Origin of the sequence: Pseudomonas kulmbachensis, assembly GCF_963681935.1 — a bacterium.
GTDB classification, from domain to species: domain Bacteria; phylum Pseudomonadota; class Gammaproteobacteria; order Pseudomonadales; family Pseudomonadaceae; genus Aquipseudomonas; species Aquipseudomonas kulmbachensis.
In genome coordinates this window covers 1,726,487-1,749,020 of sequence record NZ_OY817088.1, presented here as the reverse complement: position 1 = coordinate 1,749,020, position 22,534 = coordinate 1,726,487, and the positions used below count along the sequence as shown (strand labels likewise).

At 58.2% G+C, this 22,534-nt stretch carries 18 protein-coding genes; 16 read left to right on the top strand and 2 right to left on the bottom strand.

What is annotated here, in order from left to right:
- Positions 1-40 precede the first annotated feature (40 nt).
- The 15 genes from U5A05_RS08145 to nuoN all read left to right on the top strand — a co-directional run bounded on the left by U5A05_RS08145 (position 41) and on the right by nuoN (position 17,956).
- Entirely contained in the window at positions 41-784 is a 744-nt protein-coding gene (locus U5A05_RS08145) for a secretin N-terminal domain-containing protein (RefSeq protein WP_321836081.1), read from the top strand.
- A gap of 231 nt (positions 785-1,015) precedes the next feature.
- Positions 1,016-2,341 (top strand): isocitrate lyase, encoded by a 1,326-nt coding sequence (gene aceA, locus U5A05_RS08140; RefSeq protein WP_003446991.1) that lies wholly within the window; start codon positions 1,016-1,018, stop codon positions 2,339-2,341.
- Between the two features lie 673 nt (positions 2,342-3,014).
- Complete coding sequence (locus U5A05_RS08135; RefSeq protein WP_003446990.1) at positions 3,015-3,428, top strand: NADH-quinone oxidoreductase subunit A; 414 nt, start codon at positions 3,015-3,017, stop codon at positions 3,426-3,428.
- Between the two features lie 10 nt (positions 3,429-3,438).
- Entirely contained in the window at positions 3,439-4,113 is a 675-nt protein-coding gene (locus U5A05_RS08130; RefSeq protein WP_019828514.1) for a NuoB/complex I 20 kDa subunit family protein, read from the top strand.
- A gap of 73 nt (positions 4,114-4,186) precedes the next feature.
- The gene (gene nuoC / locus U5A05_RS08125; RefSeq protein WP_261741596.1) at positions 4,187-5,971 is read left to right on the top strand and encodes an NADH-quinone oxidoreductase subunit C/D; all 1,785 of its coding nucleotides are present in this window, start codon (positions 4,187-4,189) and stop codon (positions 5,969-5,971) included.
- A 2-nt stretch (positions 5,972-5,973) separates the two neighbouring features.
- Positions 5,974-6,471 (top strand): NADH-quinone oxidoreductase subunit NuoE, encoded by a 498-nt coding sequence (gene nuoE, locus U5A05_RS08120; RefSeq protein WP_261741595.1) that lies wholly within the window; start codon positions 5,974-5,976, stop codon positions 6,469-6,471.
- On the top strand, positions 6,468-7,823 hold the full coding sequence (nuoF, locus tag U5A05_RS08115; RefSeq protein ID WP_261741594.1) for an NADH-quinone oxidoreductase subunit NuoF: 1,356 nt from the start codon (positions 6,468-6,470) through the stop codon (positions 7,821-7,823). The genes nuoE and nuoF overlap by 4 nt, the downstream gene beginning before the upstream one ends.
- Positions 7,824-7,955: 132 nt before the next feature.
- Positions 7,956-10,670, top strand: a complete 2,715-nt coding sequence (nuoG, locus tag U5A05_RS08110) for an NADH-quinone oxidoreductase subunit NuoG (protein WP_321836080.1) — start codon at positions 7,956-7,958, stop codon at positions 10,668-10,670.
- Entirely contained in the window at positions 10,667-11,674 is a 1,008-nt protein-coding gene (nuoH, locus tag U5A05_RS08105) for an NADH-quinone oxidoreductase subunit NuoH (protein ID WP_060691357.1), read from the top strand. The genes nuoG and nuoH overlap by 4 nt, the downstream gene beginning before the upstream one ends.
- Positions 11,675-11,686: 12 nt before the next feature.
- Positions 11,687-12,235 (top strand): NADH-quinone oxidoreductase subunit NuoI, encoded by a 549-nt coding sequence (gene nuoI, locus U5A05_RS08100; RefSeq protein ID WP_016780194.1) that lies wholly within the window; start codon positions 11,687-11,689, stop codon positions 12,233-12,235.
- Between the two features lie 9 nt (positions 12,236-12,244).
- Positions 12,245-12,748, top strand: coding sequence for an NADH-quinone oxidoreductase subunit J (nuoJ, locus tag U5A05_RS08095; RefSeq protein ID WP_261741592.1), 504 nt, complete (start codon positions 12,245-12,247; stop codon positions 12,746-12,748).
- Between the two features lies 1 nt (position 12,749).
- A complete protein-coding gene (nuoK, locus tag U5A05_RS08090; protein ID WP_019412103.1) occupies positions 12,750-13,058 on the top strand; it encodes an NADH-quinone oxidoreductase subunit NuoK in 309 nt (102 codons plus the stop codon).
- On the top strand, positions 13,055-14,908 hold the full coding sequence (gene nuoL, locus U5A05_RS08085; RefSeq protein ID WP_261741591.1) for an NADH-quinone oxidoreductase subunit L: 1,854 nt from the start codon (positions 13,055-13,057) through the stop codon (positions 14,906-14,908). Before nuoK ends, nuoL begins: the two co-directional genes overlap by 4 nt.
- A 38-nt stretch (positions 14,909-14,946) precedes the next feature.
- Positions 14,947-16,479 (top strand): NADH-quinone oxidoreductase subunit M, encoded by a 1,533-nt coding sequence (nuoM, locus tag U5A05_RS08080; protein WP_261741590.1) that lies wholly within the window; start codon positions 14,947-14,949, stop codon positions 16,477-16,479.
- Positions 16,480-16,486: 7 nt separating this feature from the next.
- Entirely contained in the window at positions 16,487-17,956 is a 1,470-nt protein-coding gene (nuoN, locus tag U5A05_RS08075; protein WP_261741589.1) for an NADH-quinone oxidoreductase subunit NuoN, read from the top strand.
- Between the two features lie 554 nt (positions 17,957-18,510).
- Here nuoN and U5A05_RS08070 read toward each other — a convergent pair.
- On the bottom strand, positions 18,511-18,780 hold the full coding sequence (locus tag U5A05_RS08070) for a short-chain dehydrogenase (protein WP_321836079.1): 270 nt from the start codon (positions 18,778-18,780) through the stop codon (positions 18,511-18,513).
- Between the two features lie 435 nt (positions 18,781-19,215).
- Between U5A05_RS08070 and U5A05_RS08065 the strand changes: the two genes are divergently transcribed.
- Positions 19,216-21,333, top strand: coding sequence for a TonB-dependent receptor family protein (locus U5A05_RS08065; protein ID WP_321836078.1), 2,118 nt, complete (start codon positions 19,216-19,218; stop codon positions 21,331-21,333).
- Here U5A05_RS08065 and U5A05_RS08060 read toward each other — a convergent pair.
- Entirely contained in the window at positions 21,330-22,412 is a 1,083-nt protein-coding gene (locus U5A05_RS08060; RefSeq protein WP_321836077.1) for an AI-2E family transporter, read from the bottom strand. The genes U5A05_RS08065 and U5A05_RS08060 overlap by 4 nt on opposite strands.
- Between the last annotated feature and the right edge of the window lie 122 nt (positions 22,413-22,534).

Here is a 22,534-nt window from a genome sequence, read left to right as displayed (position 1 = left end):
CTCACGCTCAGTTCTTTCAAGCATTGCGGAGATAACGGACATGTCCCTACGCCCCTTCATCGCGGGCCTGCTGATGCTGGCAAGCCTTGGCACCCTTGCCGACACTCAAGTGATTACCCTGCAAAACCGTACCAGCACCGATCTGCTACCCATCGCGCAGAACTTTATCGGCAAAAACGGCAAAGTCAGCGCCTACGGCAACCAACTGATCGTCGAGGCATCCACCTCAAAGATTCAAAACCTCGAAGACCTGCTCGCACAACTCGACAAACCTGCCAAACGCCTGCTGATCACTGTCGACACCCGCGACAGCAACCTGTCGAACACCGCCCCGAACACCCGCGTCATCAGCACCGCCAGCCGCGACGGCGGCGTTCAGCAAATCCAGACCACCGAAGGCACTCCGGCATTTATCCAGACCGGGCACAGCGTGCCGCTCACCAGCACCCAGACAGACGCCTACGGCCGGGTCCTGACACAGACCGACTATCGCAACGTCACTCGGGGTTTTTATGTCACCGCCAGCGTCACAGGTGAAACGGTACACCTGGCGATAAGCACGACCCGTGACCGTATGAGCCAGGAGCAGCCGGATGTAGTGAACACACAGAGTACCGACACACAGGTCAGCGGCCCTCTCGGCCAGTGGATCACCCTGGCAGGCATCAACGGCCAAAACCAGACCGATAATCAGGCGCAAACCCGCAGCTACTCTACTCAAGGCCGGGATGACCTGACGCTGCGGGTTAAAGTCGACGCACTCGACCAAAAGGGCCAAAACTGACCGGCAAGTCGTTTTTACGCAATTATGTAGTGTTATAAAAAAAGCACTACAAAACATTTGACGCCTCAAAAATGCAAAGGCATGATGGCCCCGCTCCCGCTGATCAGAGACCCCGCAAAGGCTCTGGAGCCTGTACCGGCAGCGAGTAGCCATTCACGCCAAACAACATTGTTGTGTGCCTGGTGGAGCAAATATTTTTCAACCCAGACCTATGCGACGAGGTTTATCTCCATGGCACTGACACGCGAACAGCAAATTGCAGCCCTTGAAAAAGACTGGGCCGAAAACCCACGCTGGAAAGGCGTGACTCGCGATTATTCCGCTGCTGACGTGGTCCGCCTGCGCGGCTCGGTTCAACCCGAGCACACCTTTGCAAAAATGGGCGCTGACAAGCTGTGGAAACTGGTGACACAGGGCGCACACCCGTCCTTCCGTCCCGAGAAAGATTTCGTCAACTGCATGGGCGCCCTGACCGGGGGCCAGGCAGTACAACAGGTTAAAGCCGGTATCCAGGCTATCTACCTGTCGGGTTGGCAAGTGGCGGCAGACAATAACTCTGCCGAATCCATGTACCCGGATCAGTCGCTGTACCCGGTGGACTCCGTTCCAACCGTGGTCAAGCGCATCAACAACTCGTTCCGCCGTGCTGACCAGATCCAGTGGAAAGCCGGTAAAAACCCGGGCGACCAGGGTTACATCGACTACTTCGCCCCAATCGTGGCTGACGCTGAAGCCGGCTTCGGCGGCGTACTGAACGCTTACGAGCTGATGAAAAGCATGATCGAAGCAGGCGCCGCTGGCGTTCACTTCGAAGACCAGCTGGCATCGGTTAAAAAATGCGGGCATATGGGCGGCAAAGTACTGGTCCCTACCCAGGAAGCGGTACAAAAGCTGACCGCTGCTCGTCTGGCAGCTGACGTTGCAGGCACACCGACCATCATCCTGGCCCGCACCGACGCCAACGCGGCTGATCTGCTGACCTCTGACTGCGACCCATACGATCAGCCGTTCGTCACTGGCGAACGCACCAAGGAAGGTTTCTACAAAGTGCGCGCTGGCCTGGATCAAGCCATCGCTCGCGGCCTGGCCTACGCTCCATATGCCGACCTGATCTGGTGCGAAACTGCCAAGCCGGATCTGGACGAAGCCCGCCGCTTTGCTGAAGCGATCAAAAAGGAATACCCGGACCAACTGCTGTCGTACAACTGCTCGCCTTCCTTCAACTGGAAGAAAAACCTGGACGACGCGACCATCGCCAAGTTCCAGCGCGAACTGTCGGCAATGGGCTACAAGCACCAGTTCATCACCCTGGCTGGCATCCACAATATGTGGCACAGCATGTTCAACCTGGCGCACGACTACGCCCGCAACGACATGACTGCCTACGTAAAACTGCAAGAGCAGGAATTTGCTGACGCCGCCAAAGGCTACACCTTTGTTGCGCACCAGCAGGAAGTGGGCACTGGCTACTTCGACGACATGACCACCGTAATCCAGGGTGGCTCGTCTTCGGTAACCGCCCTGACCGGCTCGACTGAAGAAGAACAGTTCCACTGATAGTGGAACCACGGCCATTGCCCAGCCCGTAAAGCAAAAACGCAATGCCTTTTACATGACGCCCCGACTGGTTCGGGGCGTTTTTTTGCCTGCGGGGTGACTTACATCCCTGCGTAGCAGCTGCCGTAGGAACGAGGCTGCGTTCGGTTGCGCAGCGACCGTAAATCCTTCGTCCCGGGTTTGTCTGACCCACTGCGGTATCAGGTTTTACGACGGCTCCGCCGCCGAACGCAGCCTCGTTCCTTCGCCAGCTGCTACAGAACCTCCTCACCTTCGACAAAAACTTGACCCAGATCCATGCCTCAAAATAAAAACCGCGCTACAAAGCCAAGTTCAAAACTTGCTAACTGCGCATATATAAGCCAACTTCAACCAACCCGACGTAAGGCAACACACTTAAACAGTATTGATTATCATTTAGAGTTGCTGTTGTTGATTACCAGCCCTGTAAAAGATATTCCCTGAAACACGCTGTAATGCCCGGACCACAAGGCCTACAGCACATTCAAGGAAGGCCATACCACTAAAGGACTGAATTAATTCATCTTAGAAAATTTACTTGCTGGGTGTTTAGCCATAAAATCCCGGCAATCAATAGCACTGCGACATAACGTCACTGCTTTATTACCTTTTCAAGCTCAGAGACCTTTGCTCTCTGTTAAGGATTTCCAGCATGCCCGAAGCGACAGGACTCATAGCCCACAACTGGGGCTTTGCCATTTTCCTTCTCGGTGTTGTCGGCCTTTGTGCCTTCATGCTCGGTGTTTCCAGCCTCCTCGGGTCAAAAGCCTGGGGGCGCAGTAAAAACGAACCGTTCGAGTCCGGCATGCTACCTACCGGTGGCGCCCGCTTGCGGCTCTCAGCCAAATTCTATCTGGTCGCGATGCTGTTCGTGATCTTCGATATCGAAGCCCTCTTTCTCTTTGCATGGTCTGTGTCTGTTCGCGAAAGCGGCTGGACCGGATTCGTCGAAGCTCTCGTTTTCATAGCAATTCTGTTGGCAGGCCTTGTCTACCTATTTCGGGTGGGTGCTCTTGATTGGGCACCGGAAGCTCGTCGTAAGCGGCAGGCCAAGCTGAAACAATGAGGCTTTGGCAATGCAATACGAACTCACCAGGATCGACCCGGATGCTCCTAACGAGCAATACCCGATCGGCACACGGGAAACCGTTGCCGATCCGTTAGAAGATCAAGTCCACAAAAACATTTTCATGGGCAAACTCGAAGACGTGCTGAACGGCACGGTCAACTGGGGGCGTAAAAACTCCCTGTGGCCGTACAACTTCGGCCTTTCGTGCTGCTACGTGGAAATGACCACCGCCTTCACGGCGCCCCACGACATCGCGCGCTTTGGCGCCGAAGTTATCCGGGCATCGCCGCGTCAGGCGGATTTCATGGTTATTGCCGGTACTTGCTTCATCAAGATGGCGCCGATCATTCAGCGTCTGTATGAGCAAATGCTTGAGCCTAAATGGGTTATCTCCATGGGTTCTTGCGCCAACTCCGGCGGCATGTACGACATCTACTCCGTGGTTCAAGGGGTCGACAAGTTCCTGCCCGTGGACGTTTACGTGCCAGGCTGCCCACCCCGCCCAGAGGCTTTTCTGCAAGGCTTGATGCTCTTGCAAGAGTCGATTGGCCAGGAGCGTCGCCCACTTTCCTGGGTTGTCGGTGACCAAGGCGTTTACCGCGCCGAGATGCCGTCCCAAAAGGAACAGCGCCGCGAACAGCGTATTCAGGTAACCAACCTGCGCAGCCCCGACGAAGTTTGATCCAGCGCCGTTTCTATCCATAGAACGAAACCCTGGCTTCATTCTTTACGTTGACCGAAAGCGATAAAAAACCATGACTACAGGCTCCGCTCTGTACATCCCGCCTTACAAGGCTGACGACCAAGATGTGGTTGTCGAACTGAACACCCGTTTTGGCCCTGAAGCGTTCACCGCCCAGGCCACACGCACCGGCATGCCGGTGCTTTGGGTTACCCGCGCAAAACTGGTTGAAGTCCTGACCTTCCTGCGTAACCTGCCAAAACCTTACGTCATGCTCTATGACTTGCACGGTGTAGACGAACGTCTGCGCACCAAGCGTCAGGGCTTGCCATCGGGTGCAGACTTCACCGTCTTCTATCACCTGATGTCGCTTGAGCGTAATAGTGACGTAATGATCAAGGTCGCCTTGTCCGAGAGCGACCTCAGCGTACCGACCGTGACCGGTATCTGGCCGAACGCCAACTGGTACGAGCGCGAAGTCTGGGACATGTTCGGCATCGACTTCAAAGGCCACCCGCACCTGTCGCGCATCATGATGCCGCCGACCTGGGAAGGTCACCCGCTGCGCAAGGACTTCCCGGCCCGTGCCACCGAGTTCGACCCATACAGCCTGACCCTGGCCAAAGTGCAACTGGAAGAGGAAGCTGCGCGCTTCCGTCCTGAAGACTGGGGCATGAAGCGTTCCGGCGAGAACGAGGACTACATGTTCCTCAACCTGGGTCCGAACCACCCTTCGGCTCACGGCGCCTTCCGTATCATCCTGCAGCTGGACGGTGAAGAAATCGTCGACTGCGTGCCAGACGTCGGCTACCACCACCGTGGCGCCGAGAAAATGGCCGAACGCCAGTCCTGGCACAGCTTCATCCCGTACACCGACCGTATCGACTACCTCGGCGGCGTGATGAACAACCTGCCGTACGTGCTCTCGGTTGAGAAACTCGCCGGGATCAAGGTGCCGGACCGGGTCGATACCATCCGCATCATGATGGCCGAGTTCTTCCGTATCACCAGCCACCTGCTGTTCCTGGGGACTTACATCCAGGACGTGGGCGCCATGACTCCGGTGTTCTTCACCTTCACCGACCGTCAGCGCGCTTACAAAGTGATCGAAGCCATCACCGGCTTCCGTCTGCACCCGGCCTGGTACCGCATCGGCGGCGTTGCACACGACCTGCCGAACGGCTGGGAACGCCTGGTCAAGGAATTCATCGACTGGATGCCAAAGCGTCTGGACGAGTACCAAAAAGCCGCTTTGGACAACAGCATCCTGCGTGGTCGTACCATCGGCGTTGCCGCCTACAACACCAAAGAGGCACTGGAATGGGGCGTCACCGGTGCTGGCCTGCGTTCGACCGGTTGCGATTTCGACATCCGTAAAGCACGCCCGTACTCCGGCTACGAGAACTTCGAATTCGAAGTCCCGCTGGCGGCCAACGGCGATGCCTACGATCGCTGCATCGTGCGTGTCGAAGAAATGCGCCAGAGCCTGAAAATCATCGAGCAGTGCATGCGCAACATGCCAGCTGGCCCGTACAAGGCGGATCACCCGCTGACCACGCCGCCACCTAAAGAGCGCACGCTGCAGCACATCGAGACCTTGATCACGCACTTCCTGCAAGTTTCGTGGGGCCCGGTAATGCCGGCCAACGAATCCTTCCAGATGATTGAAGCGACCAAGGGTATCAACAGTTATTACCTGACGAGCGATGGCGGCACCATGAGCTACCGCACCCGGATTCGTACTCCAAGCTTCCCGCACCTGCAGCAGATCCCTTCGGTGATCAAAGGTGAAATGGTCGCGGACTTGATTGCGTACCTGGGTAGTATCGATTTCGTTATGGCCGACGTGGACCGCTAAGCATGAACAGCACGCTTATCCAGACAGACCGTTTCGCCCTGAGCGAAACCGAGCGCTCGGCCATCGAGCACGAGATGCATCACTACGAAGATCCACGCGCAGCGTCGATCGAAGCCCTGAAGATCGTTCAGAAGGAACGCGGCTGGGTGCCGGACGGTGCCATTTACGCCATCGGCGAACTGCTGGGCATCCCTGCCAGCGACGTTGAAGGCGTGGCCACGTTCTACAGCCAGATCTTCCGCCAGCCCGTCGGCCGCCACGTCATTCGTGTGTGCGACAGCATGGTCTGCTACATCGGCGGCCACGAATCAGTGGTCGGCGAAATCCAGAACAAGCTGGGCATCGGCCTGGGCCAGACCACTGCTGACGGCCGCTTCACGCTGCTGCCAGTGTGCTGCCTGGGCAACTGCGACAAGGCGCCGGCGTTGATGATCGACGACGACACATTCGGTGATGTGCAGCCTGCTGGCGTCGCCACGTTGCTGGAGGCCTACCCATGAGTCTGACTTCTTTCGGCCCTGCCAACCTGATCAAGCGTTCGGCAGAAACCCACCCCCTGACCTGGCGTCTGCGTGACGACGGCGAGGCCGTTTGGCTCGACGAGTACCAGGCCAAGGACGGTTACACAGCCGCTCGCAAAGCCTTCGCTGACATGTCTCAGGACGATATCGTCCAGACCGTGAAAGACGGGGGCCTCAAGGGTCGCGGCGGCGCGGGCTTCCCCACGGGCGTGAAGTGGGGGCTGATGCCTAAAGACGAATCCATCAACATCCGTTACCTGCTGTGTAACGCCGATGAAATGGAACCCAATACCTGGAAAGACCGCATGCTGATGGAGCAACTGCCCCATCTGCTGATCGAAGGCATGCTGATCAGTGCCCGTGCACTGAAAACCTACCGCGGCTATATCTTCCTGCGTGGCGAATACACCACCGCTGCCGTGCACCTGCGCCGTGCTGTCGAAGAAGCCAAGGCAGCAGGCCTGCTGGGCAAGAACATCCTCGGTTCGGGCTTTGACTTCGAACTGATCGTTCACACCGGCGCCGGGCGTTACATCTGCGGTGAAGAAACCGCACTGATCAACTCCCTCGAAGGCCGTCGCGCCAACCCGCGTTCCAAGCCGCCTTTCCCGGCCGCTGTGGGCGTATGGGGCAAGCCGACCTGCGTGAACAACGTTGAAACCCTGTGCAACGTACCGGCCATCATTGGCAACGGCGTTGACTGGTACAAATCCCTCGCCCGCGAAGGCAGCGAAGACCACGGCACCAAGCTGATGGGCTTCTCCGGCAAAGTGAAGAACCCTGGCCTGTGGGAACTGCCGTTCGGCGTCACCGCTCGCGAGCTGTTCGAAGACTACGCCGGTGGCATGCGTGACGGCTTCAAGCTCAAGTGCTGGCAGCCAGGCGGCGCCGGTACGGGCTTCCTGCTGCCGGAGCACCTGGACGCACAAATGTACGCCGGTGGCATCGCCAAGGTCGGCACCCGTATGGGTACTGGTCTGGCCATGGCCGTCGACGACAGCGTCAACATGGTGTCTTTGCTGCGCAACATGGAACAGTTCTTTGCTCGCGAATCGTGCGGTTTCTGCACCCCTTGCCGTGATGGTCTGCCATGGAGCGTCAAGCTCCTGATGGCGATCGAACACGGCGAAGGTCAGCCCGGCGATATCGAGACCCTGCTGGGTCTGGTCGGTTTCCTCGGCCCTGGCAAGACGTTCTGTGCTCACGCACCGGGTGCCGTGGAGCCATTGGGCAGCGCGATCAAGTATTTCCGTCCAGAGTTCGAAGCCGGTATTGCGCAAGCAAAACCTGGGGTTCCACCTCTGGCACGCCCGATTGTTATCGGCGCGTAACGTTCTGAAGGAGAGCGGTCCGTGCCGCTCTCTGATCGTTCGATAACGCCGTAAGGCTGAGTTGTTTCGAACACATAACAAGATTCCATTAGCCACGCCCGCTGACACCGGGCCAACGAAGACCTTTGAACCATGGCCACTATCCACGTAGACGGCAAAGATCTCGAAGTCGATGGGGCAGACAACCTGTTACAGGCGTGTCTGTCGCTAGGCCTCGATATCCCGTATTTCTGCTGGCACCCTGCCTTGGGCAGTGTTGGCGCTTGCCGCCAATGCGCCGTCAAGCAGTACACCGACGAGAACGACAAGCGTGGTCGGATCGTCATGTCGTGCATGACCCCGGCCACCGACGGTAGCTGGATCTCCATTGACGACGAAGAAGCGAAAGTGTTTCGCGCCAGCGTCGTTGAATGGCTGATGACCAACCACCCGCACGACTGCCCCGTGTGCGAAGAAGGCGGTCACTGCCACCTGCAAGACATGACCGTGATGACCGGCCACAACGAGCGCCGTTATCGCTTCACCAAGCGTACCCACCAGAACCAGCAACTGGGCCCGTTCATTTCCCACGAAATGAACCGCTGCATCGCCTGCTATCGCTGCGTACGCTTCTATAAAGACTACGCTGGCGGCACTGACCTCGGTGTATTTGGCGCCCATGACAACGTGTACTTCGGTCGCGTTGAAGACGGCGTGCTTGAAAGCGAGTTCTCGGGCAACCTCACCGAAGTCTGCCCGACTGGCGTGTTTACTGACAAAACCCACTCCGAGCGGTACAACCGCAAGTGGGACATGCAGTTCTCGCCAAGCATCTGCCACGGTTGCTCCAGCGGCTGCAACATCAGCCCGGGCGAGCGTTATGGCGAGCTGCGCCGTATCGAAAACCGCTTCAACGGTTCGGTTAACCAGTACTTCCTGTGTGACCGTGGCCGTTTCGGCTATGGCTATGTCAACCGCACAGATCGCCCACGTCAGCCATTGCTGGCAGACGGCACCAAGCTGAGCCTCGACGCTGCACTGGATAAAGCAGCTGACCTGCTGCGCGGTCGCAACATCGTCGGTATCGGTTCGCCACGCGCCAGCCTCGAAAGCAACTATGCGTTGCGCGAACTGGTCGGCGCCGAGCACTTCTACTCCGGCATCGAAGCCGGTGAGTTGGAGCGCATCCGTCTGGTGCTGCAAGTTCTCAAAGACAGCCCACTGCCAGTGCCGAACATGCGCGAGATCGAAGATCACGACGCTATTTTCGTACTCGGTGAAGACCTGACCCAGACCGCTGCCCGTATGGCGCTGTCGCTGCGTCAATCGGTCAAGGGCAAGGCTGAAGACATGGCTGACGCCATGCGCGTTCAGCCTTGGCTAGACGCCGCGGTGAAAAACATCGGCCAGCACGCGCTGAACCCGCTGTTTATCGCCAGCCTGGCTGAAACCAAGCTCGACGACGTGGCTGAAGAATGCGTTCACGCCGCTCCAGACGACCTGGCCCGCATCGGTTTCGCCGTGGCCCACGCCATTGATGCCAGCGCACCTGCCGTTACCGGTCTGGATGCTGAAGCACTGGAACTGGCCAAGCGTATCGCTGACGCGTTGCTCGCGGCCAAGCGCCCACTGATCATTGCCGGTACTTCGCTGGGCTCCAAAGCCCTGATCGAAGCCGCAGGCAATATCGCCAAGGCCCTGCACCTGCGCGAGAAAGCCGGTTCCATCACCCTGATCGTGCCGGAAGCCAACAGCCTCGGCCTGGCCATGCTCGGCGGCGACTCGGTAGACGCCGCCCTGCAAGCGGTGATCGACGGTAAAGCCGACGCCATCGTGGTACTGGAAAACGACCTGTTCACTCGCGTTGACGCCGTCAAGGTCAATGCTGCTCTGGACGCTGCCAAAGTAGTCATCGTTGCTGACCACCAGAAGACTGCCACCACCGACCGTGCCGATCTGGTGCTGCCGGCTGCCAGCTTCGCTGAAGGCGACGGTACTCTGGTCAGCCAGGAAGGCCGCGCCCAGCGTTTCTTCCAGGTGTTCGACCCGACTTACCTGGACGCCAGCATCCTGGTTCACGAAGGCTGGCGCTGGTTGCATGCCCTGCGCAGCACCCTGCTGAACAAGCCGGTTGACTGGACTCTGCTCGACCACGTGACTCAAGCCACTGCTGCGAGCACACCTGCACTCGCCCGCATCGTTGATGCCGCGCCGTCTGCTGCGTTCCGTATCAAAGGCATGAAGCTGGCTCGCGAACCGCTGCGTTACAGTGGCCGTACCGCAATGCGCGCCAATATCAGCGTGCACGAGCCACGTACCCCACAAGATCCGGACACCGCGTTCGCCTACTCCATGGAAGGTTACTCAGGCTCCGTCGAACCGCGCCAACAAGTGCCGTTCGCCTGGTCGCCGGGCTGGAACTCGCCACAAGCGTGGAACAAGTTCCAGGACGAAGTCGGTGGTCATATCCGCGCTGGCGACCCAGGCACCCGCCTGATCGAAAGCAAAGGTGATTCGCTGAACTGGTCCGCCAACATTCCGGGCGCTTTCAACCCGGCACGCGGCACCTGGCAAGTCGTGCCGTTCTTCCACCTGCTGGGCAGCGAAGAGAACTCTTCCAAGGCCGCGCCGGTTCAGGAACGCATTCCAGCCGCTTACATCGCATTGGCCAAAGCCGAAGCCGACCGCCTGGGTGTGAATGATGGCGCCCTGCTCAGCCTCAACGTTGCCGGTGTGACCCTGCGTCTGCCGCTGCGCATCAATGAAGAGCTGGGTTCAGGCCTGGTGGCATTGCCTGCTGGCCTGGCAGGTATTCCGCCTGCGATCTTTGGCCTTACCGTTGACGGTTTGCAGGAGGCAGCCCAATGACCTGGTTTACGCCTGAAGTGATCGACGTGATTATCTCGGTGCTCAAAGCCGTGGTAATCCTGCTCGCCGTAGTGGTTTGCGGCGCGCTGCTGAGCTGGGTTGAACGTCGCCTGCTGGCCCTGTGGCAAGACCGTTACGGTCCGAACCGCGTAGGCCCGTTCGGCGCGTTCCAGATCGCAGCCGACATGATCAAGATGTTCTTCAAGGAAGACTGGACCCCGCCGTTTGCCGACAAGGTGATTTTCACCCTGGCACCGGTCGTGGCCATGAGCGCCTTGCTGATCGCCTTCGCGATTATCCCGATCACCCCGACCTGGGGCGTGGCGGATCTGAACATCGGCATCCTGTTCTTCTTCGCCATGGCCGGTCTTTCGGTCTATGCGGTGCTGTTCGCAGGCTGGTCGAGCAACAACAAGTTCGCGTTGCTGGGTGCCTTGCGTGCCTCGGCGCAAACCGTGTCCTACGAAGTGTTCATGGGCCTGGCGCTGATGGGCATCGTGGTGCAGGTTGGCTCGTTCAACATGCGCGACATCGTTGAATATCAAGCGCAGAACCTGTGGTTCATCATTCCGCAGATCTTCGGTTTCCTGACCTTCTTCATCGCTGGCGTCGCCGTGACTCACCGTCACCCGTTCGACCAGCCGGAAGCAGAACAGGAACTGGCCGATGGTTACCACATTGAATACGCCGGCATGAAATGGGGCATGTTCTTCGTCGGTGAATACATCGGGATCGTGTTGATCTCGGCGTTGCTGGTGACTTTGTTCTTCGGTGGCTGGCACGGGCCTTTCGGCATCCTGCCGCAGATCCCGTTTATCTGGTTCGCCCTGAAGACCGCGTTTTTCATCATGATCTTCATCCTGCTGCGCGCTTCTATTCCGCGCCCACGGTATGACCAAGTGATGGACTTCAGCTGGAAGTTCTGCCTGCCGCTGACCCTGATCAATTTGCTGGTGACCGCTGCAGTCGTGTTGTTAAACACGCCTGCCGGCGCGGTTCAGTGAGGATAGAGACCCATGTTCAAGTACCTGTTTGACATCGTGCATGGCACCTACACCCAGCTTCGCAGCTTGGTGATGGTGTTTGGCCATGCCTTCCGCAAGCGTGACACGCTGCAATACCCGGAAGAACCGGTCTATCTGCCACCGCGTTACCGTGGCCGAATTGTCCTGACCCGCGACCCGGACGGTGAAGAGCGTTGTGTAGCCTGTAACCTGTGCGCCGTAGCGTGCCCGGTTGGCTGCATCTCGCTGCAAAAAGCCGAAACCGAAGATGGCCGTTGGTACCCGGAGTTCTTCCGCATCAACTTCTCACGCTGCATTTTTTGCGGTTTGTGTGAGGAAGCCTGCCCGACCACCGCAATCCAGCTGACTCCGGATTTCGAGATGGCCGAGTTCAAACGTCAGGATCTGGTGTACGAGAAAGAAGATCTGCTGATCTCCGGTCCCGGTAAGAACCCTGATTACAACTTCTATCGTGTTGCTGGTATGGCCGTTGAAGGCAAGCCGAAAGGCGCTGCCCAGAACGAAGCCGAGCCGATCAACGTGAAGAGCTTGCTGCCTTAAGGAAGAACGATGGAATTCGCTTTCTATTTCGCATCGGGTGTCGCTGTCGTGTCCACGCTACGCGTGATCACCAACACCAACCCTGTGCACGCCCTGCTCTACCTGATTATTTCGCTGATTGCCGTGGCGATGACGTTCTTTAGCTTGGGCGCACCGTTTGCCGGTGTGCTCGAAGTGATCGCCTACGCCGGTGCCATCATGGTGCTGTTTGTGTTCGTGGTGATGATGCTCAACCAAGGCCCTGCCTCGGTGACGCAAGAACGCCATTGGCTCAAGCCGGGGATCTGGATCGGGCCAACCATTTTGTCCGCCCTGCTGCTGGCCGAACTGCTGTACGTGCTGTTCGCTCACCAGAGCGGTGCTGCAATCGGTCAAACCACCATCGATGCTAAAGCCGTGGGCATCAGCCTGTTCGGTCCGTATCTGCTGGTGGTCGAACTCGCCTCGATGCTGCTGCTTGCTGCAGCTGTGACGGCGTTCCACTTGGGCCGTACTGAGGCGAAGGAGCAATAAGATGCCAGGAATACCTCTCGAACATGGACTGGCAGTGGCCGGCATCCTGTTCTGCCTCGGTCTGGTTGGCCTGATGGTACGTCGCAACATTCTCTTCGTATTGATGAGTCTGGAAATCATGATGAACGCCGCTGCACTGGCCTTCATCGTTGCCGGTGCACGCTGGGCGCAGCCGGATGGGCAAGTCATGTTCATCCTGGTGATCACCCTGGCAGCCGCTGAGGCCAGTATTGGCCTGGCGATCCTGCTGCAGCTGTATCGCCGCTTCCATACGCTTGATATCGATGCTGCCAGTGAGATGCGCGGATGAACCTTCTCTTTCTGACTTTTGTATTCCCCCTGCTCGGCTTTTTGCTGCTGTCGTTCTCCCGTGGACGCTTCAGCGAAAACCTCTCGGCCGTGATCGGCGTCGGCTCCATTGGCCTGTCGGCCATCGTGGCCGCGTTTGTGATTTGGCAATTCAACGTGTCGCCGCCTGAGGGCGGTCAGTTCACGCAAGTGCTGTGGCAGTGGATGTCGGTGGGTGATTTCAAACCCAACTTCGCCCTGCACCTGGACGGCTTGTCGGTGACCATGCTGGGTGTGGTCGTCGGTGTGGGCTTTCTGATCCACGTATTTGCCTCCTGGTACATGCGCGGTGAAGACGGCTACTCGCGTTTCTTCGCCTACACCAACCTGTTTATCGCCAGCATGCTGTTCCTGATCCTGGCCGATAACCTGTTGTTCGTGTACTTCGGCTGGGAAGGCGTGGGCCTGTGCTCGTATCTGTTGATCGGTTTCTACTACAGCAACCGCAACAACGGTAACGCCGCACTTAAAGCCTTTATCGTGACCCGTGTCGGCGACGTGTTCCTGGCCATCGGCCTGTTTATCCTGTTCCAGCAACTGGGCACGCTGAATATTCAAGAGCTGCTGGTTCTGGCACCGCAGAAGTTCCAGGCCGGTGATTTCTGGATCGTGCTGGCCACCCTGATGCTGCTGGGCGGTGCTGTGGGTAAATCTGCGCAACTGCCGCTACAAACCTGGCTGGCAGATGCGATGGCCGGTCCTACACCGGTTTCGGCACTGATCCACGCCGCGACCATGGTAACGGCCGGTGTTTACCTGATTGCACGTACCCACGGCCTGTTCACTCTGGCGCCTGACGTACTGCACCTGGTCGGCATCGTCGGCGGTGTGACCCTGGTACTGGCCGGTTTTGCCGCACTGGTACAAACCGACATCAAACGTATCCTTGCCTACTCGACCATGAGCCAGATTGGCTACATGTTCCTGGCATTGGGCGTGGGTGCCTGGGACGGCGCGATCTTCCACCTGATGACCCACGCCTTCTTCAAGGCCCTGCTGTTCCTTGCTTCCGGTGCGGTGATTGTTGCCTGCCATCACGAGCAGAACATCTTCAAGATGGGCGGCCTGTGGAAAAAACTGCCATTGGCCTACGCCAGCTTTATCGTCGGTGGCGCGGCACTGTCTGCCTTGCCATTGCTGACGGCCGGTTTCTACTCCAAGGACGAAATTCTTTGGGAAGCCTTCGCCAGCGGTAACAACGAACTGCTGTATGCCGGTCTGGTCGGTGCGTTCATGACCTCGCTGTACACCTTCCGCCTGATCTTCATCACGTTCCACGGTGAAGCCAAGACTGAAGCCCACGCGGGCCACGGCGTTACCTACTGGCTGCCACTGAGCGTGCTGATCGTACTGTCGACCTTTATCGGCGCCATGATCACTCCGCCACTGGCTGGTGTTCTGCCACAAAGCGTTGGCCATGCTGGCGGTGAAGCCAAGCACAGCCTGGAAATCGCCTCGGGTGCCATCGCCCTGGCCGGTATCCTGCTCGCCGCCCTGCTGTACCTGGGCAAGCGTCGCTTTGTAACCGCAGTCGCCAACAGCGGCATCGGTCGCTTCCTGTCGGCCTGGTGGTTCGCTGCCTGGGGCTTCGACTGGCTGTACGACAAACTGTTCGTCAAACCGTATCTGTTGATCTGCCGCTTGCTGGCCAAAGATCCTCTGGACCAGACCATTGGTTTGATCCCGAAGATGGCCAAGGCCGGGCATAACGCCCTGAGCCGCAGCGAAACCGGTCAACTGCGTTGGTACGCTGCATCCATGGCCGCCGGTGCTGTACTGGTCATGGGCGCCATCGTACTGGTAGCGGTCTGATATGAACCTTCGACTTTGCGAAAGGAATTGAGCCCGTCATGATTCTGCCTTGGCTAATCCTGATCCCCTTTATCGGCGGCCTCCTGTGCTGGCTGGGTGAGCGTTTCGGCTCCACCCTGCCCCGCTGGATTGCATTGCTGACCATGTCCCTTGAGCTTGCCCTCGGCCTTTGGCTGTGGTCTCAGGGGAACTACTCATTTGCGCCACAGCCTGGCGCCGATCCGACCTGGGCGCTTGAGTTCCAGCACACCTGGATTGCACGCTTCGGTATCAGCGTGCACCTGGCGCTGGACGGCCTGTCGCTGCTGATGATCCTGCTGACCGGCTTGCTCGGTGTGCTGTCGGTCCTGTGTTCCTGGAAAGAAATTCAGCGTCACGTGGGCTTCTTCCACTTGAACCTGATGTGGATCCTGGGCGGCGTGGTTGGCGTGTTCCTCGCCATCGACCTGTTCATGTTCTTCTTCTTCTGGGAAATGATGCTGGTGCCGATGTACTTCCTCATCGCGCTCTGGGGTCACAGTTCGTCTGACGGCAAGAAAACCCGTATCTACGCCGCGACCAAGTTCTTCATCTTCACTCAGGCTTCCGGCCTGATCATGCTGGTGGCGATCCTAGGTCTGGTGCTGGTCAACTTCAACAGCACCGGCGTGATTACCTTCAGCTACGCCGAGTTACTGAAAACCAAGATGTCACTCACCACCGAGTACATCCTGATGCTGGGCTTCTTCATTGCCTTTGCCGTGAAGCTGCCGGTTGTACCGTTCCACTCCTGGTTGCCGGATGCTCACGCACAGGCACCGACCGCAGGTTCGGTCGATTTGGCCGGTATCCTGTTGAAGACCGCTGCTTATGGTCTGCTGCGTTTCGCCCTGCCGCTGTTCCCGAATGCATCGGCCGAGTTTGCGCCGATTGCCATGACCCTGGGTCTGATCGGGATTTTCTACGGCGCGTTCCTGGCCTTCGCACAAACCGATATCAAGCGTCTGATCGCATTCTCCAGCGTTTCGCACATGGGCTTCGTGCTGATCGGTATCTACTCCGGCAGCCAGCTTGCACTGCAAGGTGCGGTGATGCAGATGCTGGCTCACGGTGTTTCGGCAGCGGCGCTGTTTATCCTTAGCGGCCAACTGTACGAACGCCTGCATACCCGTGACATGCGTGAAATGGGTGGCTTGTGGTCCAAGATTGCTTACCTGCCGGCCATCAGCCTGTTCTTTGCTGCCGCGTCGCTGGGCTTGCCGGGCACCGGTAACTTTGTCGGCGAATTCCTGATCCTGATGGGCTCGTTCGCCAGCTTCCCTTGGGTTACGGCGATTGCAACGACCGGTCTGGTGTTTGGTTCGGTCTACTCGCTGATCATGATTCACCGCGCCTATTTCGGCCCATCCAAGTCCGACGCTGTACTGGCCGGCATGGATGCACGTGAACTGATCATGGTGCTCGGTCTGGCGGTATTGCTGGTGTTTATCGGCGTGTACCCACAACCGTTCCTCGATACCTCCGCTGCGACCATGCATGGTGTGCAGCAATGGCTCGGCACCGCCTTCACTCAACTCGCTTCGGCCCGGTAAGAGCGCTATGGAATTCACGATCCAACACTTTATCGCGCTTGCTCCACTGCTGATTACCAGCCTCACCGTTGTTGTGGTGATGCTGGCAATCGCGTGGCGCCGCAACCACTCACAGACCTTCCTGCTTTCGGTGGCGGGTCTTAACCTGGCACTGCTGTCAATCTTCCCGGCGTTGAAAGTTGCTCCACTGGCTGTCACCCCGCTGTTGATGATGGACAACTTCGCCTATCTGTATATCGGGCTGATCCTGGCTTCCACCCTGGCTTGCGTCACCCTGGCTCACGCCTATCTGGGTGAAGGCGGCACGGGTTACCCCGGTAACCGTGAAGAGCTGTACCTGCTGATGCTACTGGCTGCGACCGGCGGTATCGTGCTGGTCAGCGCGCAACACCTGGCTGGCTTGTTTATCGGTCTGGAGCTGCTCTCTGTACCGGTTTACGGTCTGGTGGCATATGCCTTCTTCAACAAGCGTTCGCTGGAAGCCGGCATCAAGTACATGGTGCTGTCGGCCGCTGGCTCTGCGTTCCTGTTGTTCGGTATGGCGCTGCTGTACGCCGAAGCTGGCAGCCTGAGCTTCAGCGGTATCGGTCACGCCCTGGCAGCCACTGGCGTACCTGCGCCACTGGCACAGCTGGGTCTGGGCATGATGTTCGTCGGCCTGGCATTCAAACTGTCGCTGGTGCCTTTCCACCTCTGGACTCCAGACGTGTACGAAGGTGCTCCGGCGCCGGTTGCCGCGTTCCTGGCTACTGCGTCAAAAGTAGCGGTGTTTGCGGTGATGGTGCGTCTGTTCCAGATCACGCCTTCGGCGACTACCGGCGTGATGAGCGACGTACTGAGCGTGATCGCGATTGCCTCGATCCTGTTCGGTAACTTGCTGGCCCTGACCCAGAACAACCTCAAGCGCCTGCTGGGTTACTCGTCCATCGCCCACTTCGGCTACCTGCTGATCGCCCTGGTGGCGAGCAAAGGCATGGCCATGGAAGCGATTGGCGTGTACCTGATCACCTACGTGCTGACCAGCCTGGGTGCATTCGGTGTGATCACTCTGATGTCCTCGCCGTACAAAGGCCGTGACGCTGATGCGCTGTACGAGTACCGCGGCCTGTTCTGGCGTCGTCCGTACCTGACGGCGGTGATGACCGTGATGATGCTGTCGCTGGCGGGTATCCCGCTGACCGCTGGCTTTATCGGCAAGTTCTACATCATTGCGACCGGTGTTGAAGCTCATCAATGGTGGCTGGTTGGTTCCCTGATCCTGGGTAGCGCCATTGGCGTGTTCTACTACCTGCGTGTGATGGTGACCCTGTACCTGGTTGAGCCGAAACTGCATCGCCACGATGCTCCGCTGAACTGGGAACAAAAAGCCGGCGGCGTAATGTTGCTGGCGGTGTCGGTAATGGTGTTCTTCCTGGGTGTCTACCCGCAGCCAATGCTGGAACTGGTACAACGTGCAACGCTGGGCCTGGTTGGCTAAGCGCTAGTTGCTGTACCCAAAACCCCGTGAAGGCCTGGCCTTCACGGGGTTTTTTGTTGATCCTTCGCCCAGTGTTACAGACGTAAAACAACTGGCCCACCGCGTACATATCCGGCATTTGTGTCTAACTGAAATATTGGTTTCGGCCTTCTGTGAGGGGCATTCGCGTTGTTTGGACAACCGTGTGGCTACAGCAAAAGCAAAAGCAAAAACCACAGAACCTTGCGCAAAACCCTGTAGCAGCTGCCGAAGGAACGAGGCTGCGTTCGGCGGCGCAGCCGTCGTCAAAGCCGGACACTGCGCTCATTCAGGTAAATCCCGGACTCAGGTTTTACGGTCGCTTCGCAACCGAACGCAGCCTCGTTCCTTCGGCAGCTGCTACAGGAGATTGCGCAGTACACGTGAACAAAACAGGGAGGCCGTACGCCGGGGCAAGCCTTTTTGGGTACTTTTTCGGCGTCTGGAAAAAGTGCCTCGCCGTAAGGGCGAAACCGATATTCCAGTTAAACGCGAATGCCGGATATGTACTCAACACATCTGTTAAACAGACAAGATCAAGCAGGCCGCAAACGCCAACCCAGTACATCCAACAGGTCACACCCATCACGCAGCAATTGCGCCGCAACCGTGGCCAGATGCTTGAGGTCAATAGAGTCGGCCTGCTGCATTTCTCGGCTGGAGAACATTTCCATCAGTTGGGTCACAGCCAGAACACGGGCGGCTGCGTTGGCATGAAGTACATCGAGTGGGGCGTTGCGGTCGATCAGCAAGGCAGGAATGGTGCAGTCGATGGCGGTAAGCGGGACAAACGGTGAATGATTCATAAGTAAACCTCTGGTGCTCTAAAGTTTTTGCCATCCGTTTTCGTCGCCAAACAAAAACAGGTGGCCGCTGTACGCGGGTTGGCGAACCGGTTAAAGCCCAGAAAAACCCGGCAGACCCGAAGATCTCCCACGTACAGCTGCCATAAAACACACCGAGCAAAATACACGCTCCGGCATTTATAGCAATTACGTATTTTTCCAGGCACTTCCCAGGTCGCCAAACCCGGTCGCCTTATCGGCGAGCACCGACTATAGGCCCCGCACCAGGCCCCAGCAATTGCCAAACCTGTGCGAAAAATCCCGAAAAAACGTGAGCTTGTAGCATCGCGAGCAGGCTCGCTCCCACAACTGGATTGCAGCCCGTGACAGTTGCGAGTGATTCCGGGCTTGTATAGGCTGGCGCGCCGCCCGCCCATCGATCTGGAAGTTCCATTAATGCGCCCTGCCCTTTCTTCACTTTTACCTTTGGCGCTGATCTGCACCGCCCCCGCCTACGGCAGTACCCTGGAGCTGGGCGAAGTGCAGGTGCGCAGCGAAGAAAGCAGCGAGCTGCAAGCCGCTCAAAACGCGCTCAATGAGATCCCAGGCGCCAGCAACCTGATCGACATGACCCGCGTCGAGAGCGGCCGCACTGCCAGCAATGCCGATGTCCTGGCCTACCAGCCGGGGATCTATGCGCAATCAGCAGGCAATGACGGGGCCAAGGTCTCGGTGCGCGGCTCGGGCATCAATCGTGCCCCCAGCGCCCACGGCTCCGGGCTGTATGTGATGTTCGACGGCCTGCCGCTCACCGGCCCCGGCGGCACCCCATACGAGCTGTTCGAACCCTTGTGGCTGAGCCGCGCCGAAGTACTGCGCGGTGCCAACGGTTTTGAAACCGGCTCGCTGGCCCTGGGCGGGTCAATCAACTACGTCACTCACACCGGCTACGACGCAGCACCGCTGCAAGTACGCTACGAAGCAGGTAGTTACGGCTATCAAAAGCGTCAGATCAGTTCCGGGCAAGTGTTGGGCGACCTCGACTACTACGTGTCGTTGACGGACTCTGACACCGATGGCTATCAGGATCACACCCGAGGCAGCAGCAAAGGCATCGCCGCCAACGTCGGTTATCGCTTCAGCCCGCAATTGGAAACCCGCTTCTACCTGCGCTATCGCGAAACGGACAACGAACTGGCCGGGCGCGTGACCAAAGAACAGATCAAGCATCACCCCCGCGCAGCCAACCCGGCCTATGTAAGCGGTGACTACACCCGCCCGCAACCCGGCAGTACATGGCTGGGTAACAAGACCACGATGTACCTGGATGACGACTCACAACTGGAAGTGGGCCTGGTCTATCACGACTACCCGATGGATCTGCGCGAAGGTCCGAATCGTCTCAAAGTGGCTTATACCGATGTCAGCGGCACGCTGAACTACAAGCGCCGCGACACCCTGTTCGGCCTCGAAAGCAAAACCACGGTGGGGCTGCGCAATACCAAACACTTGCCCAATAGCGGGGCATCAGAGTATGTGCGTATACCTCGGGGCAATACCACCGCGTATGCCCCCGGCACCAAGATGCGCGACTTCAGCTACCAGGGTTCGGACACCGTGCTGCACGCCAGCAATGATCTGGAGCTGATCCCCGACTTGTGGCTGACTACGGGCATGGCGCTGATCTACACCCGCCGCGAAAGCGATGTGAGTTACCCCGAGAGCGGCGGCAAGGTCAGTCAGCATGATTGGGACTATGCGCCTCGGGTCGGTCTACGCTATGAGTTCAATCCGAACCTGCAGGTGTATGGCAACCTCAGTCGCTCGGTAGAGCCGCCGCACCCTTGGTCGATGATATGGAGTTCGCCTTTTGTGTTCCCGGTCGGCAGCGGTGCAGCAACCGGCCGCCAGAGCACGCCCATCTCTCTGCAAAATCAGACCGCCACAACCCTGGAGTTGGGCACCCGTGGCGATTCATGGATTGGGCAATGGGATCTGGCCTGGTATTACTCGGCCGTGCGCCATGAACTGCTGACCGTTGAACTGCAAGCGGCAACGCAAAACCTGGGACCGATCGTGGGCGAGTCCAACGCCAGCCCGACCGTGCACCAAGGTTTCGAAGCGGGCCTGAACAGCCTGCTGTGGGAGCGTGACGCAATCGGTAAAGTCTCGCTGCGCCAGGCCTACACCTTCAGCGATTTCCATTACCGCGATGACGCGCGCTTTGGTGATAACAAACTACCGGGCATCCCGCAGCACTACTACCAGGGGCAAATCCGTTACGACCATCCGCAGGGCTTCTATGCCGGGCTAAACACCCAGGTGGCCTCACGCATGGCGGTGGATTACGCCAACTCGTACTACGCCTCGTCCTACATGCTGTTTGGCGCAACGCTGGGCTACAACTCCCCCAAGCAGGACTGGCAAACCTGGCTCGACCTGCGCAACCTGACTAATCAGCACTACGCAGCTACGGTGACACCGGGTTATGACGACGCAGGCAAAGATGCTGCACGCTCTACACCCGGCGAAGGCATGGGTGCCTACGTCGGGGTCTCGTACAGTTTCCGTTAATCGCCGGGCTGGATATCGGTAGGCAATCGCACCTTACGGCGGGTGCCGCTGAACAATCCCCAACTGGACAGGAACAGGGCGGCAATCAATGGCCCGATCACAAAGCCATTGAGGCCGAAGATCGCCATGCCGCCCAAGGTCGAGATCAAAATCAGGAAATCCGGCATTTTGGTGTCTTTGCCAACCATGATCGGGCGCAGCACGTTATCCACCATCCCAATCACAAAGACTCCGTACAGCGCCAGCACCACCCCTTCCCAAACCATACCCGTGATCAGGAAGTAAACCGCCACCGGCGCCCAGACGATGCCTGCACCCACGGCTGGCAGCAAGGACAGGAACATCATCAGCACCGCCCAGAACAGCGCGCTATGGATGCCCAGCAGCCAGAAGATCAGCCCGCCCAACGCACCTTGTGTGACGGCTACTGCCAGGTTGCCTTTGACCGAAGCCCTGACCACGCGCCGCAATGTGACTTGCAACAAGCGCTTGTGCTGCTCGGCCATTGGTATGGCATTGCGGATCATGCGCACCATGGACTGACCGTCGCGGATAAAGAAGTACAGCAGGTAGAGCATGATGAAAAAACTGACCACCAGCTCAAAGGTACTCTGCCCAAAGTTGAATACCTGAGTAGCAAAGAACTGACTGCCCTCCAACGCGCCTTTGGCGATTTTCTCGCTGAGCCCGTCAATGCTGCTCAGGCCAAAGCGGTCAAGCCACTCCTGCAGATGAACCGGCAGAATATTTTCGAACTGCATGACATAGCTGGCGACGTTGATCTTGCCACTCTGAACATCGCTGTAGAGCATCGCCACCTCTTGCACCAGCAAGGCGGTGGTGACGATCACAGGCAAGATTGCAATCAGCGTACAGACACTCAAGGTGGTAAAGGTGGCCAGATTTCGCCGTCCCTTGAACTTGAGCAGTACCTGGCGTTGCATGGGGGCAAACAGAATGCCCAGCGCTACTGCCCAAAAAATCGCGCCGTAAAACGGCAGCAAAATCCAGATAAAGGCAATCGTGACCAAGGTCAGCAACAGCAGCAGGGTTTTGCGTTGAAGACTTGTTTCGTTCATGTGCCGTCCATGTCAGTAAGCCGCGAGTGCCTGGAATGGACGCAGTGTAGCTGTCTACGCCCGTGGCCACCAAAAACGCCGTGCCTGCAGCATTGACAACCCTGTGCACACTCTGTAAAAAA